The following is a 17236-nucleotide window of genomic DNA, read 5'->3' on the forward strand; positions in this document are numbered from 1 at the left end:
GGATTATTTTTCCAGTTGCTGTACGTCGATACGACGGGTTTCATCCAGCATCGCCGCTTTGGCGCGAATGCGTGCTTCCAGTTGATCGATCATATTGTCATTGTCGAGACGATCGCGCTGACGGACACCGTCTTCGTAGAAACCGCTTTTCTTGTTGCTGCCGGTCACGCCCAGCGTAGACACTGTCGCTTCGCCCGGGCCATTCACCACACAGCCAATGATAGAGACATCCATCGGCGTGATAATGTCTTCCAGTCGCTGCTCCAGCGCGTTTACCGTGCCAATCACGTCAAACTCCTGACGAGAACAGGTCGGGCAGGCAATGAAGTTAATGCCGCGTGAACGGATACGCAGCGACTTCAGGATATCAAAGCCCACTTTGACTTCTTCTACCGGGTCAGCGGCCAGCGAGATACGCAGTGTGTCGCCGATGCCTTCTGAAAGCAGTAATCCCAGACCAATGGCGGATTTTACTGCCCCCGCGCGTGCGCCGCCCGCTTCGGTGATCCCCAGGTGCAGCGGCTGCTCAATTTGTTTGGCCAGCAGACGATAGGACTCAACGGCCAGGAACACATCCGAGGCTTTTACGCTGACTTTAAACTGATCGAAGTTGAGGCGATCCAGATGATCGACGTGACGCATGGCCGATTCCAGCAGAGCCTGCGGCGTAGGTTCGCCGTATTTTTCCTGCAGATCTTTTTCCAGCGATCCGGCGTTAACCCCGATGCGGATGGGAATATTTTTATCGCGGGCACAGTCGACAACAGAGCGGATACGCTCGTTGTTACCAATGTTGCCGGGGTTGATGCGCAGGCAATCCACACCGTACTCCGCCACTTTCAGCGCGATACGGTAGTCAAAATGGATATCGGCGACCAGCGGGACATTGACCTGCTGCTTAATCAGTTTAAACGCTTCGGCGGCATCCATCGTGGGCACCGACACGCGAACGATATCCACCCCCACGCGCTCAAGGGCTTTGATCTGACTGACCGTCGCGGCCACATCGGTGGTGCGGGTGTTCGTCATTGACTGAACGGCGATGGGCGCACCATCGCCAATCGGCACCTGGCCGACGTAAATACGTTTGGACTTACGGCGGATAATGGGTGCTTGGTTATGCATATTTCTTCTCCACAATTGCCCGGAACACGCGTTACGCTGTTATTGCGCACCCAACGTCAGGCGAGCAACCTGGTTATTACGGATAAAGCGACTTAAATCAACGGGTTTATTCTGATATTCGACATGAACAGCTGCCGGCGCACCAATTTTCAGACGATACGGGGCCGTTCCTGACAGACTCAGTTTACCGCCACTGCGCTGAATACCGCTAAACAGTTTTTTGCCCGTCGCATCGCTGACTTCCAGCCAGCAATCAGCCGTGAAAGTCATCACCACCGCATTCGGATCGGCGGCAGGTTCGCTGACGGCCGCTGCGCCCACAGGCATGGGCTGCGTAGCGTTCGACGACGTCGGTGCGGTAGTGTTCTCTACGGGTGCCTGACTGGGTGAAACCACGGCATTGTTCTCTGCCGAAGAGGAGGTGGCTGCATTTGCGTTGTCGTTTTCAGCGGGCGTGCTGGCCGCTGTGCCGCTGTAGGCAGGAGCAGAGGTCGCCGCGCTGTTTCCACTGGTTAACGGCACGCTGGTACTGTTATCCGCTGGCGCGGAGGACGAACCACTGTTTTGCCCTAAGGGAATCGACTGGCTGTTGTCACCGCTGCTGCCGTTTTGGTCAGCCATCGACACCAGTTCATCCTGAGAGGCTTTATGGTTTTGCCACCACCAGGCCCCCGTCAGACCCACGACAACAAAGACCACCAGCCAGGTGAAGATCATTAACCAGCCGTCCCGCTTCTTGCGGCGTTTACCCAATGAGAAGCTTTGCATCGGTTCGATTTTGGCTGCCCGCACTGGCGTCTGTTTTGCCATCATCGGCAGCAGTTCCTCTTCAGGAATATGCACCAGACGCGCATAGGAACGAATATAACCGCGCAGGAAGGTAGAGGCTAAATCCGCAGGTGACTTGTCTTCTTCAATATCACGCACGGTAGAAAGTTTAAGGCACAGGCGTTCAGCGACATTTTGCTGCGTAAGTCCCATTTGCTCACGGGCGATACGCAGGCGGGCACCTGTGGAATGAACTGCAGAATTTTCTTGAGTGGCTTCAGTATTCATTAGCTAAATAACGCTGGTACTGTATCGATTGCGGAAAACGTCGCGCTAACTGGTCGCCATAACGTGAAACGTCTGCGTGATTTCCCTGTTGCGCGGCGAAACGTATGTGTAACGCCAGGCTGCGTGCCGTCTCCGGCAGCGGCTGGTAAAGCTCTAACAATAGCGCCAGGTTAGCCCATTGGTCATGTTCGACCGCTCTTTCAGCTTCAGCCAGCAGCGATTCTCCCTTACTTCTGTCCGCATCACGCGCATAAGACAATGCTGCTCGCGCTGACTGTCTGTCCCCTGCCCGCAGATAACAATATCCCGACAGTTCGTACGCATCGATGCGGGCGTCTCCTTCCTGCGCATCTTTTGCCCGGATAAACTGTTGATGCGCTTCATCATACTGCCCTAAAGTGCAAAGAAACGCACCGTAATTGTTAGCGATGTAACCATTATATGGGGCAATTTGCTGCGCCTGTAAAAAATGAAGATGCGCAGCAGAAGTTTGCCCTTGACGCTGAGCGAGCCTGGCAAAGGCCAGCTGCACCCGATAATCCTTTGGCGCTGCCGCCTGCGCGCGAAGGAAATTACGGCGCGCCGCACTGTAATCGTTTACGGCAAGGTAATGCATACCCAGCTGTAAACGCAATTCTGCGGCCCCGGGTTGCGACGGTGAACTGACACAACCGCTTACAACAAAAACGGCCAGTAGCCGCGCGCCTGCTCCTTTGCGCATAAGGTTTCCTCCCTGTCATCCGTGTGGTGAGCTGCAGCCTGCCACGCCGGTAACCGATCAGAAACCCTGTTCGTCCGCCTTTCAGATCGCCTTCACAGATATGGCTTCACCGGCCATCTTCTTACGCAGGGTACGTTTGGTGCGGTCGATGACTTCACCCGCCAGCTGACCACAGGCGGCATCAATATCGTCCCCGCGGGTTTTACGCACAATGGTGGTAAAGCCATAGTCCATTAGCACCTTAGCGAAGCGGTCAATGCGGCTGTTTGAGCTGCGACCATAAGGTGCGCCCGGGAAGGGGTTCCAGGGGATCAGGTTAATTTTGCACGGTGTTTCTTTGAGCAATGCCGCCAGCTCATGGGCATCATCGGTGCTGTCGTTCACGTGGTCCAGCAGCACATACTCAATCGTGACACGTCCCTGGTTGGCGTTGGATTTACCAATATAGCGTTTAACTGCCGCCAGGAAGGTTTCGATGTTGTACTTCTTGTTAATCGGCACGATGTCATCGCGCAGTTTATCATTGGGCGCATGCAGCGAGATAGCCAGCGCCACGTCAATCATGTCACCCAGCTTGTCGAGAGCCGGAACCACGCCCGAGGTCGACAGCGTCACACGGCGTTTTGATAAACCGAAACCGAAATCATCCAGCATGATTTCCATTGCCGGGACGACGTTATTCAGGTTGAGCAGAGGTTCGCCCATGCCCATCATCACGACGTTAGTGATAGGACGCTGGCCGGTCAGTTTGGCTGCACCGACAATTTTTGCCGCACGCCAGACCTGGCCGATAATTTCGGAGACGCGCAGATTGCGGTTAAAGCCCTGTTGCGCCGTTGAGCAGAATTTACATTCCAGTGCACAGCCCACCTGGGAGGACACGCACAACGTGGCACGGTCGCCTTCCGGGATATATACCGTTTCCACCAGTTGATCGCCCACGCGAATAGCCCACTTAATGGTGCCGTCCGTTGAACGCATCTCTTCGGCCACTTCCGGCGCGCGAATTTCGGTGAGTTCCATTAAGCGGTTACGCAGCTTTTTATTGATGTCGGTCATCTGCTCGAAATCGTCGCAGCAGTAGTGGTAAATCCACTTCATCACCTGATCGGCACGGAACGGTTTTTCACCCAGGGACACAAAGAATTCGCGCATCTGCTGACGGTTAAGATCCAGCAGGTTAATTTTTTGGCTTTTGGGCGAAACGGAAAGCGGGGAGGTGGACGCGGGCGTCACAATCTGTTCGGACATAGTGTTCTCTGGCCTCGTTGTTACACGTTATGGCGCGGTTGGGAAAAGAAAAAATTACGCCTTCACTAAGCTGGCTCAATGAAGGCGCAATATTGTACAACATCTGCTGCCCGATAACAGGTGCGAGTGACCGCGGGTCAGCAGATTTTTGTAAAGCCGTGTACGCGTCAGTAATTAACGGGTACGTGGGCAGATTTCGTTTTCGCCGAAGAAGTACGCGATTTCACGGGCTGCAGACTCTGCAGAGTCAGAACCGTGAGTAGCGTTTTCGGTGAAGCTGTCAGCATAGTCAGCACGCAGTGTACCGGCCAGTGCGTTGGCTGGGTTAGTTGCACCCATCAGGTCACGGTGACGCTGAACGGCATTTTCGCCTTCCAGTACAGAAACCACAACCGGGCCAGAGGTCATGAATTCAACCAGACCGTCGAAGAACGGCTTGCCCTGGTGCTCTGCGTAGAAACCTTCAGCCTGCTCTTTGCTCAGCTGCAGCATTTTTGCGCCAACAATTTTGAAGCCTGCGCTTTCAAAACGGTTGTAGATAGCACCGATCACGTTTTTCGCGACGGCGTTTGGCTTGATGATAGAAAAAGTACGTTCGATTGCCATGATGACCTCTGTCTTGACGTTCTGAAGAAACCGAGGGCGCACGCCCCGGCTAAGAAACGGCGCCGATTATAGGGGTTGAGTGTGACGTTGCCTATCACAGAACCCATAATTTCTTGAAAAATCTTGATCTGTGTCGATGCGGAAGGCTTTCAAATCTGATTTAGCGCAAAAAACCATCATCCCCGTGTGAAGTTAACGGTCGCAAGCTGCCCGGCTTCATCCATCACCACCAGTTGATAGTCACCTGAGCGATCAAGACGCAGCGACAGCGTGCCGTTCTGGTTTTCCGCCGTCACGGGTTCACCGTTCAAAAACCACCAGCGCTGATTACCCTGCCCGCCCTGTGCCGCAACCGGCATGACCAGGGTGGAATTACCCGGCAACGGCTGCACCCGTTGCCCGTCAATGACGCCTGTGACAATCAGCGGCGCGCTGCTGCCCTGCGTGAGTGGCGGGCACTGACTGTCGATAGCCGGTAACCGCTGACGCCGTCGCTCCTGCAAGGGTAGCCAGGCTTCCAGCGGTAAGGGCCACAGTAAACGATCGTGGCTGACAGCGTGCGGACAGTCAGCCGCCACGCGGCGGCCCTGGTCATTTAGCCAGTAGCGCAACCGTAAACCGCTGAGGCTTTCCTGGCCCGATGCCAGCAAAGTGGGCGGCAATGTGTCATTCAACACCCAGCTCTGGCGGCGCTGGCGGCAGTTTTCATCGCCCACAGGCAGCGGTTGTCCGCCCGGCCAGCAGATGCTGGCCACCGTAACCGATGCGGGACGAGGATCAACGGGCACCTCCTGTCCGGCTAAACGGTTCATCAGTACGCTGTTTACCTGATTCATCACGGGAACGGCAGACGCAAAACCAAACTGCCCTGCGACGGGCGTTGCATCGGGACGGCCAACCCAGACGCCGATCAGATAGCGGGGATTCATGCCCACCGCCCAGGCATCGCGATAGCCATAGCTGGTGCCGGTTTTCCACGCCAGCGGTACAACCGCAGGCAGGTTCCCTTTGCCCGCAGGCTGCGCTTCACCCGCCAGGACACGGCGGATAATCCACGCCGCGCCGGGCGAAAGCAGAGGCCGCTGCTGCAACGGTTGATCGGGCATCCAGCGCAGTTGCGCGGCGTTGCCCCGACGCACGAAAGCGCTGTACGCCGCAACGATCTCGTCCATGCGCGCGCCGGTGCCCCCCAGGATCAATGACAAATTCGGCTCGGCGCCGGGCGGAAAGCGCAGGTTAAGCCCGACATTGCGCAGGCGGGCCGCGACATTTTTGGGACCCAGCGCTTCCAGCACCTGCACCGCAGGCAGATTAAGGGAACGCACCAGCGCTTCGCTGGCGCTGACCGGCCCATGAAAACCGGTATCGAAGTTACCCGGACGGTAGTCGCCAAAACGGCGCGGCACATCCTGCAGCAGCGACTCGGCATGAATCAGCCCGTCATCCAGCGCCATGCCATAAACAAAGGGTTTTAAGATCGATCCCGGTGAGCGTACGCTGGCAATCATATCGACATGCCCGAAGCGGTTGTCGTCAGCAAAGTCAACGGAACCAACATACCCACGTACGGCCATGGTGGTGTGATCGACCACCAGAATGGCCAGCGAGGTGCGCGGCGGCAGCTGATTTTTGATGTTCAGCGTCATACTTTCCAGCTCACGCTGCAGCGACGGGTCCAGCGTTGAGACGATTTTTTCGTGAGTGCTGATCGACAACAGCCGCCGGGCCAGCAAGGGTGCCATCTGCGGCATTTGCCGTGGTGGCAGCCAGACCGGTTCCTGGCGGATCTCGGCCACCTGACGCGCAGACCAGACGTGATATTGCGCCAGACGGTCCAGCACTTTATTACGTGCCGCCTCAGCCCGTTCCGGCCAGCGGTCGGGCCGCAGGCGGCTGGGTGACTGCGGCAGCACGGCCAGCAAGGCGGCTTCCCCGCGGGTTAACTGCGACGGGGCTTTGCCCAGCCAGCTCCAGCTGGCTGCGCCAATGCCTTCCAGCGTGCCGCCAAAGGGCGCGCGATTAAGATAAAGCGTCAGGATGTCGCGTTTTGACAGGTGCCACTCCAGTTGGAGGGCACGCCATGTCTGAATCAGCTTGCCGCGCAGCGTCCGCGGCTGCGGGTCGATAAGCCGTGCCACCTGCATCGTTAAGGTGCTGCCACCGGAAATCACACTACGATAGCGAAGATTCTGCCAGGCGGCCCGCAGCACAGACAGCGGATTAATACCAGGGTGATACCAGAACCAGCGATCTTCATAGGTCAGCAACGCCTGGATATAGGCGGGCGAAACCTCTTCCGGCGTGACCGGATAGCGCCAGATCCCCTGACTGTCGGCAAATTGCCACAACGGCGTACCGTCCTCCGCAACCACCACTCGCGCAGGCTGGACCGCTTTAAGCGGCAGTGGTGACAGCCGGTCCAGTATCAGCAGCGCAAGCAGCAGCCCCAGAACACAAAGCGGCAGCGCCAGCAGCCACCGCTTTCTGATGTGCCTGATCACGCACGCACCCGATTACTGTACATGCAGCTGCTGCGGTGTGCTGCCAATGGCGCGCCATTCGGGCACGTACATGGATTCCACCTGCGGCGGGGGCAATTGATAGCGCCCCGGTGTGACTGCCCGCGCCAGATAAATCAGCGTGGTGGGACGATACGTATCGACGGCCAGAGCGGCAACAAAGCGGTCATCACGGAACTCAATATGCCTGATGCTGGCCTGTTGCATATCCATCATGCTCTCTTTTAAGGCATCGGCGCTGTCCCCCAGACTGGCACTGCTGTCCGCCAGGTTCTGATTTTCCAGCTCCAGACCGGCGGGCAATAAATCCACCACCAGCGCATCGCTAATGCTGCGTTTGGCTGAGACCGTCAGGCGCACCACCAGCAGTTCTCCGCTGCGCAGATTATTCAAATCGGCAGCCTGCCCATCCAGCGTAAAGTACTCGCGTTTAATCGCCATCATATGGCTGACTGGCGCAGGTGGACTCAGCGGATAGCCGACCACGTTCAGACTGGCGTACAGCGGCGTGCTGCCGACATTACGTACGTCAACGCCCTGAGTCAGTTGCTGATGATCCAGTCCTTTATTTAGCGGCGCATCTCCGCTCACAGGCTGATCGCTACCCGGAAGTTGCGCCTGCCAGCGTTGCCCGTTGGTGGTTTGCAGCGTCCGGGCCGCCAGGTAAAGGGCATTATTCTCCTGAGTAGAGAACCAGCGCTTGCCCGTCACCTCTTTAGACAGTGACAGCAGCAGGCTGTTTTGCAGGTCCGGCTGCAGCTGATTTTCAGCCAGCAGCGCAATCATCATGCCCTGATCGCGCACGGTACTGCCGTAGTCGCCAAACCAGCGGTTCTCAGCGCGTGGCAGCGTTGCCCCCTGCATCACCGCCAGTTGCGCACGCTGTTCATCACCCATTAGCTTCAGCGCAATGCCCAACTGCATCAGCGCCAGGCCCGACTGGGCCTTGTCACGCTTTTCATACAGCGCACGTAAGGCACCCAGCGGTGCCCGCTGCTGGCGCGCCAGCACCAGTCCGGCATAAGCCTGCACGCTGAAACGTAACGCTTCGACGTGCTGGCTGACGCCTCCGGTGATCTGCGCCGGGTCCTGAAGATAACGCAGCAGGCGCGCGTTCGCCCGGCTGACGACCTCATCAGGCAACGCATAGCCCGCCTCACTGGCGCGCAGTAAGAAATCCGTCACGTAAGGCGTTAACCAGAATTCTTCTTCGCTCTGTTTGCCCCATAAACCAAAGCTGCCGTCCGCGCGCTGCATGCCCGCCAACCGGGCAATACCGGTTTCCACCGCTGCCCGGCGAACCTCATCAGAGCTGGTTTTGATACCCATGGCGGTAAGTTGCGCCTGGCTGGTGTACAACGATGGCCACAGCCCGCTCGCCGTTTGCTCCAGACAACCGTAGGGATAGGCATAAAGCGCACTGATATAGCGCGCAATATTCAACGGTGGGCGATTACTCAGCGTCAGTTGTCCACTGAGCGTAGCCGCGTCCAGGCCGGCAAAGGCTGCAGCCGTCACCTGCCACGGCTGCTCGCCGTTGATCACCGCGTCAAAACTGAGCGTCTGGGCCGGATAAGGGGGCCTGACGCCAATCTTCCACTGCTGCTGGCTGGGCCGCACCTGCTCACCCGGCAGATTCAGGCCTGAAATCGTGACCTGAACGTCACCGTCACCAAAACCATTTTGCGCGGTGACCGGCACCTGTAGCGTTTTCCGCTCACCTTTGGCCAGCGTCACGTTTTGCGTGGCCGCGCCGGACAGCGCAATAAGCCCCCGGGCTGCGAGATCCACCTTCAGCGTTTGCGGTAAATCAGTCAGGTTGGTGATATCCAGCGCCAGCGATGCGCTGTCGCCGCTGGCCAGGAAGCGCGGCGTGGACAGTTCACTGACCAGCGGCGCCGCCACAACCAGCTTGCGCTCTGCCGCGCCAAAGCTGTCATCGCTCCAGACCTGCGTCATCAGGCGCAGTTCACCGTTAAATGCCGGGACAGGGAGCGTGATCGAGCCCTTGCCGTTTTTATCCAGCGTAACAGCCTGTAGCTGCTGCGCCAAAATGTTGACGTGGGTAACGGGTTTCTTGCCGCCGCGCGTCAGCGTGTCGTCTTCGCCGTCGCCGCCAAAGCGCAGCGCTGCCAGGCGTCCGCCGCCTTCAATCAACTGCCCAAACACATCGTACTGGTCGACGTTATAACGTTTACGGCCGAAAAAGGCCTGCCAGGGATCCGGGGTTTTGTAATCCGTCACGCTCAAAACCCCGCTGTCCACCGCCGACAGCAGCACATGCACCTTATCCGGCAGCGGGCCGCCTTCACGACTGGCCTGCACATTGACCGTCAGATTCTGCTCAGGGCGAACCTTTTCGGGCGCATCCAGCGTCAGGGTCAGGCGGCGCGCGTCGGTCGCCATCGGCAGATGTAACAGTCCGACGGCACGTTTTGGCGTAGCGCCGCTGGTTTTGTCCCCTTCCCGTACGACGATGGCACTAAAATAGAGATCGTGACGCTGCCAGCTGTTGGCAATCGGCACATCCACCGTCGTCCCGCCCTGCGGAACGGTCAGCGGCTGCCACCACAGCGTGCCGCTGCTGGACTCAACCATCAGATAGCCCTTACCGGCCGTGGGCGATTCCACCTGCAGATGCACGGTTTCTCCGGGCTGATAAGCGGCTTTGTCTAAGCGGAGTTTGACCTGATCCGGGCGCAGAGCGCCCGTACCATTGGTATTATCCTGCCAGTCATAGCCCGCCTGAAAACGCACGCTGCTGACAATTTTTTCACCCGCCTGCACTTCCAGTCGGTAGCTGCCCCACTCGACCGGGAAGCTGACTTTGGTACTGCCCTCAGCGGGCACCGTAATCGATCGCTCATCTTCCTGCAGATCTTTCGCGTCGTAGCGTGACTGCCAGCCTTCACTGTCAGAGAAGCTCCAGTAGTAGTCACGACGTTCGCGAATCAAGCGCACATTCAGCTTTTCTGCCGCCAGCTTTTCGCCCTGACTGTTGGCGTAAACAATGTCAAAATCGGCCAGGCTGTTTTCCGGCACGGTCGGCTCATCGCGATAACTGTCACTGCGGTAATCGTAGATCGACTTGTTGCCGAACAGGGGACGAATGCCCGGCAGCGCCTCCGCGGGCCAGATCGCCTGAGTGGCACGTCGGGTCACAGGCCGTCCCCCCGTTTCCAGCAGGCTGGCCTGTAAAATCAGGTTTAGCGGCGAGTGAAGCTGGTCCCACTGATTCTCGACGGTTAGCTGGGCTTTGCCGTTCGCATCCAGTTTGATATCCACATCACCCAGGCTGCGTTTGACGCCCTCCTCAGTGATATCCCCAAACTGATAGCCAGGCAGCGCTGCCACCGCGTCCCGGGCAGGACGTAGATAGAGCTGCCCCTGCAGCGCATTCCCCGCCGCAGGCGCACCATAGAGATAACGCCCCTCAACGTTAAAGGTGATATCCGCATCGGCAGGCTGAGGTTGCTCATCGTTTTTCAGCGTCAGCGCCATGCGCTCTGGCAGGAAATCTTCGACGCGGAAATGCCACTGACGCGGCAGGTTATCACCGGTGTTAAGTCGCAGCATCCAGCCACCGGTCATGGCGGTCGTGGGCAGGCTGAATCGCTGCTGATACAACCCGTCCTGCGGTTGCCAGACAAAGGTGCGCACCACTTCACCGTCGGGCTGTACCACTTCGGCTTTAACCGGCTGGGCCGGTAACGGTTTGCCATCAGCATCACGCAGCAGCGCATTGACGATCACCGTTTCGCCGGGACGGTAGATATCGCGCGGGCCAAACACGAACAGCTGCTTGTCATAGCCCTCCGGTCCCGCCACGGGAAATTCGGCTAAATCTAATGCCGGGCGAGCCAGATCGATGAGGGAGGTTTGATCGCCCTGTATTGCCAACAGGAACTTGCCCTTGTCTTCGGCTTTCAGACGCACATGCCCGCTGCTGTCGCTGGTGCCGTTTTGCAGGACCTGCCCTTTATCGTTCAGGACTCTGACATTGACGCCTGAGAGCGGATCGCCGTTTTCCAGACTCTGGGCAAACAGCTCAAACTGGCCCGGAAAACGGTGCAGTGACAGGCCGATATCGCTCAGGGTGAAGAGCGTGGCTGGCATACTGTAATGATACGTGCCGGCCTGTTTCATCACGGCCAGATAAACGCCCGGTTGCTGAAGCGGCTTGATGTCTTTTAGCGGCAGCTGCAGTTTTTCCCGCGTATTGCGTGCCGGGTTAAGCTCAAAGCGGCCGCTGTAAACCAGCTCGCTGGTTTTAAGCAGCTCCTGAGATTGCCAGGTTGAGAGATTACTTCCGTTATTCCACTGGGACAGGAATTGCGCCAGGCCCGCGTTTTTAATCCTGAAAAAATCGACATCCACCTGATCGACATTCAAGGCCAGCACCGGCAGGCCCTGCGCAATACGCAATGGCAGCAAAGAACCGCGACTGGCGAAGCCCACCATCGGCTCAATGTCGCGCGTGGTGATTTTTTGGCTGTAAGCCGCGGTCAGCGTTTCACCACTGGCGGCGCGCAAGCCCGGATCGACGGTCACAGTAAAGTGCCGTGAGGGTTCAGGATGGCGAAAACGCAGCGCCTTGCGATTCCCGGACAGCTCCCAACCGCCATCCACCTTGCCGCGCTGATCGTCCGTCAGCCGGACTTTTTTGGCCACGTCCTGCTTATCATCAAGCGGCTGATTGAACGTTAACACCAGTGCGGCGGCACCATCGAGCTGGAGCTCGGAGAGGTCGATAATGCTCAGCGGCTTACTGACCTGCGCACTGGCGGCAGGCGTTTCAGCGCTGACGGAAAAAGCAGGTAACGTGGCGGCAGACAGCAGCGCGCCGCCGATCAGCATGCTGAACAGCAGCCGGTTAATGCGTTGTTTCATGGTAAATCCTTCACCGTGCCCCAGGGGAATTGTTTTATAATGCTGCACGATTTCACATCAACCTTCGCATTTAATCAACGCTTCTCTTGAGATGGTGGGCACATTGCCCGACACTGGCATCACAGATTGCAGAGAAGAGGTTGTTATGACGACGCCACTGTTTGTGTCCGCCGACTGGTTACAAGAACATTTTAATGACGGCACGCTCCAGGTTCTGGATGCGCGTATGCTGCCGCCGGGCATGGAAGCCACGCGCGATATTCAAAAAGAATATCTGGCGGAGCATTTGCCTGGTGCGCCTTTTTTCAATATTGAAACGCTTTCCGATCACACCAGCCCTTATCCCCACATGTTACCCCGGGCCGAAAGCTTCGCGGTGGCGATGCGCGAACTGGGCATCAACAGTGATAAGCATTTGATTGTTTATGATGAAGGCAATCTGTTTTCTGCGCCCCGCGCGTGGTGGATGCTGCGCGCCTTTGGCGTGGCACAGGTCTCCATTCTGGCTGGCGGTCTGCAGGGCTGGAAAACGGCGGGTTATGCGCTGGCTGAGGGCGAGGTCAGTCTGCCGGAAGGTGAGTTTGATGCGCAGTTCGATGAAGGCCTGGTGAAACGCCTGACGGATGTCTTGCTGATTAGCCATGAAGGCGGCGCGCAAATTGTCGATGCGCGCGCGGCGAACCGTTTTAATGCTGAGGTCGATGAACCCCGTCCGGGATTGCACCGTGGGCACATTCCCAACAGCCTTAATCTGCCCTGGAATACCCTGGTCGAGCAGGGCGCACTCAAGCCGGAAGCCGAACTGCGTTCACGCTTTGCGGAAGCCGGTGTGGATATCAGCAAACCCATCGTAGCCAGCTGTGGCTCTGGCGTGACTGCGGTGGTGTTGATTCTGGCGCTGACGGCTCTGGGTGCAAGGGAAGTGACGCTGTATGACGGATCCTGGTCCGAATGGGGCAGCCGGGATGATTTGCCGATTGCGAAGTAACGGTAAACGCGCGGCCGAACAGGCCGCGCAGTGTGTCAGATGATCCGCTGACCACCTTTGAACTCACGCAGGAAACTGCCCCAGCGGCGTTCATAAAAGGGCGTAATGTGCGCGGTAAAGAAGTGACTGATTCCGCGGTCCTCTGCCGTAATCTCACACACATCAATGGGTGCATCATCCAGTAATGTATCGGTGGCTACGCTGCCGGCCGCCTGAATAATTGCCTCAATATCGCTGTCCGCTTCAATACCAATCAACAGATTAGGCACATCATCCGCCTGTTCACGAATGCTGGCAATGAAAGCGCGTTTAACCTGCTTGTATTTGCTGAACAACTGCGTCAGCGAGTCGATCATCTGCGCGGGCGGTTCCGCGATTTCTGACAGCAGCAGTGACTGACCGCCTTCCAGCACCGTTTGCTGCATCAGGGCACTGCCCTCTTCCCCTAGCAGATGACTGATTTCCGCCGCAGAAAACTCTTTGCCCGTGGGCAACTTTGGATTAAGAAACAGCGTTTCGCCACGGGTCATTTCAAACAGCGTACGTACCGGCAGCCGCACATAAGGCTGCTCATCGTTGATCGCCTCGCTCATCGCCTGTTCGGAGGTAAAAAACGGGATCACACTGCTGCCATCTTCTTTTTCCCAGTGCTGCAGGTCGACAGGCGTGCTGGCATCCAACTGCTGCTGGGTGCTTTCCCCCGGCACCCATGCATCCGCCTCCAGCAGTAGCTGAAAAAACTCAGGACGATGGGCAGGCTCCGTGGCGGCCAGCTTCAGCACCTCTTCAAGACGGTTCATCATTCACTTCTACCTTCAAAAAGCGGTGACCAGGTCACCGCGGAGATTGCATTTATTTCAGTAACAGGTTGGCGATAGTGCGCACGCCCAGGCCGGTTGCGCCTGCCGACCATTGATCGACCGCGCTCTTACGGTACGTCGCTGAGCAGTCGATATGTAACCAGCCTTGCTGATAGTGGCTGACGAAATAGGACAGGAACGCCGCCGCGCTGCTGGCACCGGCAGAATGTGCCGGGCTGGCGATGTTATTCAGATCGGCAAAGTTTGACGGCAGATGACTGCGATGGAACTCTGCCAGCGGCAAACGCCAGAACGGTTCGTTTTCACTGACCGCACTGCCCATCACCGACTGCGCCAGCACATCGTCGAAGGTAAACAAGGCGTGATAATCGTTGCCCACCGCCGTTTTCGCGGCACCGGTCAGCGTTGCCGCATCGATCAGCAGCGTCGGATTCTGCTCGCTGGCATCGATCAGACCATCTGCGAGGACCAGACGACCTTCCGCATCGGTGTTCATTACTTCTACCGACTTGCCATTGCGGTAACGAATGATGTCACCCAGCTTAAAGGCGTTGCTGCTGACCATGTTATCCGCGCAGCACAGGTAGAGTTTGACGCGCTTTTTCAGTCCGCGCGCGATGGCCATGGCCAGTGCACCGGTCACCGTCGCGGCACCGCCCATATCTGACTTCATGGAGTCCATGGTGGCACTGGTTTTGAGGCTGTAGCCACCGGTATCGAAGGTAATCCCTTTACCGACCAGGCAGGCGTAAACCGGCGCTTCGCTGTCGCCGGTGGGATTAAAATCCAGTGCCAGGAAAACCGGCGGACGGTTTGAGCCCCGTCCTACCGTGTGCAGGCCCATATAGCCTTGCTCACGTAAATCATCGCCTTTGGTAATGCGATAGCTGACCGCTTCGCCACCTAACTCGCTCAGTAAGTCTACGGCACTGTGCGCCAGCGTCTCTGGCCCTAAATCATCTGCAGGCAGGTTAATCGTATCGCGCACCCAGCCTACGATCTTACGGCGGCGATCAAATTCCGCCTGTTCATGTTCACCCAACTGCGGCCAGTCAACGCTGTTTTTGGCTTTCGGGCTGCGATAGCCCTGCCAGAAGGCCCAGCACTGCTCCAGATGCCAGCCTTCGCCCGTCAGGGCAACATGACGAATGCCCTGCCCATCCAGCTTACGCGCGGCACGCTGGATGCTCATCAACGCATCGGCTTCACGCAGGTGCACGGTCATACCGTTTTCATTGCTGCTTAACAGTGCTTTTTCACCCCAGCGCGCATCGGCGGGCTGGTTGCTGAGCGTGATATTCATCGGTTGTGTACTCATTGTAGGGCTCCGTATTCGTTATTCGTTTCATCCAGCCTGTTTTAGCGACGGCTTTTCATACAGATGTTACGCCGCACACCGCAGGCGTTGCCGGTGCGCAGTGGTCAGCCTCTTCAGGCCTGATTATGACTTCATGAGTTCACGCAGGCGCGTCACGGACTTCTGCACCAGCGCAATGGCATAATCGATCTCTTCTTCAGTGGTGAACCGCCCCAGTGAGAAGCGAAGTGAACTGTGGGCCAGTTCTTCGTTCAGACCGAGTGCGCGCAGAACATAGGAAGGTTCCAGACTGGCGGAAGTACAGGCCGATCCGGACGACAGCGCAAGATCTTTCAGCGCCATGATCAACGACTCACCTTCAACATCAGCAAAACTGACGTTAAGTATGTTGGCGCAGCTGTGTTGCAAATCACCATTCACCGTTACGCCGCCTGTCTCACGGATGCCGTGCCACAGTTTGTCACGCAACAGCGACAAGCGAGCCATCTCTTCTTCACGCACCGCTTTGGCAATGCGGTAAGCCTCACCCATGCCGACAATCTGGTGCACCGGTAAGGTGCCCGATCGCATATTGCGCTCGTGACCGCCGCCGTGGATCTGCGCATCAATCTGGATACGCGGCTTACGACGGACATAGAGCGCGCCAATGCCTTTAGGACCATAAACTTTATGACCGGAAAACGACATCAGATCAACAGGCAGTTCAGCGAGATCGATAGCCAGTTTCCCGACGCTTTGCGTCGCATCGACGTGGAACAGGATGCTCCGCTCCCGGCACAGGGCGCCCAGCGCAGCGATATCCTGAATCACACCGATTTCGTTATTCACATGCATGATGGAAACCAGCACCGTGTCGTCACGTAGCGCGGCGCGCAGGTCGTCAGGCGCGATCAGGCCATTCGCTGCTGGCGTCAGCCAGGTGATCTCAAAGCCTTCACGTTCAAGTTGCAGGCAGGTATCAATGACCGCTTTATGTTCGGTTACGCTGGTGACGATGTGTTTACCACGCGACTGGTGGAAATGGGCTGCGCCTTTAATGGCGAGATTGTCGGATTCGGTGGCCCCGGAGGTGAAGACGATTTCACGTGGGTCAGCATTGACCAGCTCCGCGACCTGATTGCGCGCAACGTCCACCGCCTCTTCTGCCTGCCAGCCGAAACGGTGCGAACGGGAGGCCGGGTTACCAAACGTGCCATCCAGCGTCAGGAATTGCATCATTTTGCTGGCCACACGCGGATCGGCCGGCGTCGTGGCGGCATAATCCAGGTAAATCGGTAATTTCATTGCGCTACAGCTCCGTATAAAAAATCATACGTATTTATAGCAGATTCAGCCCCTGCCGCGTTAGCAGTAAGGGCCGGAGAAGCAGAGGATTAGGAGGCGCGGAGGTTAACGTTGATTTCCTGTGCGCGGGCGTGCTGGAAACGACGATTGTCGTTAGCATTCTGGCGGTCGGCCACATCCAGGATTTCCTGATTATTCACCAGCTCAGCCAGCGTAATGTTGTTCAGGAATTCGCTAATACGGACGCTCAGGTCACGCCACAACACATGGGTCAGACAGCGCTCGCCACCCTGACAGCCTTCTTTGCCCTGGCATTTGGTGGCGTCCACAGATTCATCAACCGCGGTGATCACTTCACCCACCGCAATCGCGCTGGCTTCTTTACCCAGCAGATAACCGCCACCCGGACCACGAACGCTGGATACCAGATTGTGCTTACGTAACCGCGAGAACAGCTGCTCCAGATAAGAGAGCGATATACCCTGGCGTTCAGAGATGTCAGCCAGTGGAACAGGGCCCTGGTGAGAATGCAGGGCAACGTCCAGCATAGCGGTAACAGCGTAACGTCCTTTGGATGTCAGTCTCATAGCATACAACCTCAATAGCGTCCGGTTATCGGAGGATTAGCGAAGATGACGGCAAGTCTGACATTCCCGA

12 protein-coding genes are annotated in these 17236 nt (G+C 57.4%); 1 reads left to right on the forward strand and 11 read right to left on the reverse strand.

The window, feature by feature from the left end:
- Positions 1-3: 3 nt before the first annotated feature.
- The 7 genes from ispG to G5574_RS08110 form a co-directional block, all read right to left on the reverse strand.
- Entirely contained in the window at positions 4-1125 is a 1122-nt protein-coding gene (gene ispG / locus G5574_RS08080) for a flavodoxin-dependent (E)-4-hydroxy-3-methylbut-2-enyl-diphosphate synthase (protein ID WP_033740886.1), read from the reverse strand.
- Positions 1126-1164: 39 nt separating this feature from the next.
- Positions 1165-2181, reverse strand: coding sequence for a cytoskeleton protein RodZ (gene rodZ, locus G5574_RS08085; RefSeq protein WP_164482458.1), 1017 nt, complete (start codon positions 2179-2181; stop codon positions 1165-1167).
- The gene (pilW, locus tag G5574_RS08090) at positions 2171-2902 is read right to left on the reverse strand and encodes a type IV pilus biogenesis/stability protein PilW (RefSeq protein ID WP_033740890.1); all 732 of its coding nucleotides are present in this window, start codon (positions 2900-2902) and stop codon (positions 2171-2173) included. Before pilW ends, rodZ begins: the two co-directional genes overlap by 11 nt.
- 81 nt (positions 2903-2983) lie before the next feature.
- Positions 2984-4153, reverse strand: a complete 1170-nt coding sequence (rlmN, locus tag G5574_RS08095; protein WP_033740892.1) for a dual-specificity RNA methyltransferase RlmN — start codon at positions 4151-4153, stop codon at positions 2984-2986.
- A gap of 174 nt (positions 4154-4327) precedes the next feature.
- The gene (ndk, locus tag G5574_RS08100; protein ID WP_003848684.1) at positions 4328-4759 is read right to left on the reverse strand and encodes a nucleoside-diphosphate kinase; all 432 of its coding nucleotides are present in this window, start codon (positions 4757-4759) and stop codon (positions 4328-4330) included.
- A gap of 176 nt (positions 4760-4935) precedes the next feature.
- The gene (pbpC, locus tag G5574_RS08105; RefSeq protein ID WP_164482459.1) at positions 4936-7260 is read right to left on the reverse strand and encodes a peptidoglycan glycosyltransferase PbpC; all 2325 of its coding nucleotides are present in this window, start codon (positions 7258-7260) and stop codon (positions 4936-4938) included.
- A gap of 12 nt (positions 7261-7272) precedes the next feature.
- Positions 7273-12168, reverse strand: a complete 4896-nt coding sequence (locus G5574_RS08110; RefSeq protein WP_164482460.1) for an alpha-2-macroglobulin family protein — start codon at positions 12166-12168, stop codon at positions 7273-7275.
- Positions 12169-12313: 145 nt separating this feature from the next.
- On the opposite strand from G5574_RS08110, the gene sseA reads away from it, so the two are divergent.
- Positions 12314-13156: a 3-mercaptopyruvate sulfurtransferase gene (gene sseA / locus G5574_RS08115; RefSeq protein ID WP_006120633.1), complete on the forward strand. Its 843-nt coding sequence runs from the start codon at positions 12314-12316 to the stop codon at positions 13154-13156.
- 35 nt (positions 13157-13191) lie between these two features.
- Here the strand turns inward: sseA and sseB are convergent, their stop codons facing one another.
- From sseB to iscR, 4 genes are all read right to left on the reverse strand, one after another.
- Positions 13192-13956, reverse strand: a complete 765-nt coding sequence (sseB, locus tag G5574_RS08120; RefSeq protein WP_172677643.1) for an enhanced serine sensitivity protein SseB — start codon at positions 13954-13956, stop codon at positions 13192-13194.
- A 52-nt stretch (positions 13957-14008) separates the two neighbouring features.
- Positions 14009-15295, reverse strand: coding sequence for an aminopeptidase PepB (gene pepB / locus G5574_RS08125; RefSeq protein WP_033740899.1), 1287 nt, complete (start codon positions 15293-15295; stop codon positions 14009-14011).
- A 123-nt stretch (positions 15296-15418) separates the two neighbouring features.
- Entirely contained in the window at positions 15419-16579 is a 1161-nt protein-coding gene (locus G5574_RS08130; RefSeq protein ID WP_164482461.1) for an IscS subfamily cysteine desulfurase, read from the reverse strand.
- An 89-nt stretch (positions 16580-16668) separates the two neighbouring features.
- Positions 16669-17166: a Fe-S cluster assembly transcriptional regulator IscR gene (iscR, locus tag G5574_RS08135; RefSeq protein ID WP_006120637.1), complete on the reverse strand. Its 498-nt coding sequence runs from the start codon at positions 17164-17166 to the stop codon at positions 16669-16671.
- Positions 17167-17236 lie beyond the last annotated feature (70 nt).

The organism is Pantoea stewartii (genome assembly GCF_011044475.1).
In the GTDB taxonomy this organism is placed as follows: domain Bacteria; phylum Pseudomonadota; class Gammaproteobacteria; order Enterobacterales; family Enterobacteriaceae; genus Pantoea; species Pantoea stewartii.

Excerpts from the sequence above, each read along its gene's own strand:
- ispG (WP_033740886.1), bottom strand. The coding sequence starts at position 1,125 with ATGCATAACCAAGCACCCATTATCCGCCGTAAGTCCAAACGTATTTAC.
- rodZ (WP_164482458.1), bottom strand. The coding sequence starts at position 2,181 with ATGAATACTGAAGCCACTCAAGAAAATTCTGCAGTTCATTCCACAGGT.
- pilW (WP_033740890.1), bottom strand. The coding sequence starts at position 2,902 with ATGCGCAAAGGAGCAGGCGCGCGGCTACTGGCCGTTTTTGTTGTAAGC.
- rlmN (WP_033740892.1), bottom strand. The coding sequence starts at position 4,153 with ATGTCCGAACAGATTGTGACGCCCGCGTCCACCTCCCCGCTTTCCGTT.
- ndk (WP_003848684.1), bottom strand. The coding sequence starts at position 4,759 with ATGGCAATCGAACGTACTTTTTCTATCATCAAGCCAAACGCCGTCGCG.
- G5574_RS08110 (WP_164482460.1), bottom strand. The coding sequence starts at position 12,168 with ATGAAACAACGCATTAACCGGCTGCTGTTCAGCATGCTGATCGGCGGC.
- sseA (WP_006120633.1), top strand. The coding sequence starts at position 12,314 with ATGACGACGCCACTGTTTGTGTCCGCCGACTGGTTACAAGAACATTTT.
- sseB (WP_172677643.1), bottom strand. The coding sequence starts at position 13,956 with ATGAACCGTCTTGAAGAGGTGCTGAAGCTGGCCGCCACGGAGCCTGCC.
- pepB (WP_033740899.1), bottom strand. The coding sequence starts at position 15,295 with ATGAGTACACAACCGATGAATATCACGCTCAGCAACCAGCCCGCCGAT.
- G5574_RS08130 (WP_164482461.1), bottom strand. The coding sequence starts at position 16,579 with ATGAAATTACCGATTTACCTGGATTATGCCGCCACGACGCCGGCCGAT.
- iscR (WP_006120637.1), bottom strand. The coding sequence starts at position 17,166 with ATGAGACTGACATCCAAAGGACGTTACGCTGTTACCGCTATGCTGGAC.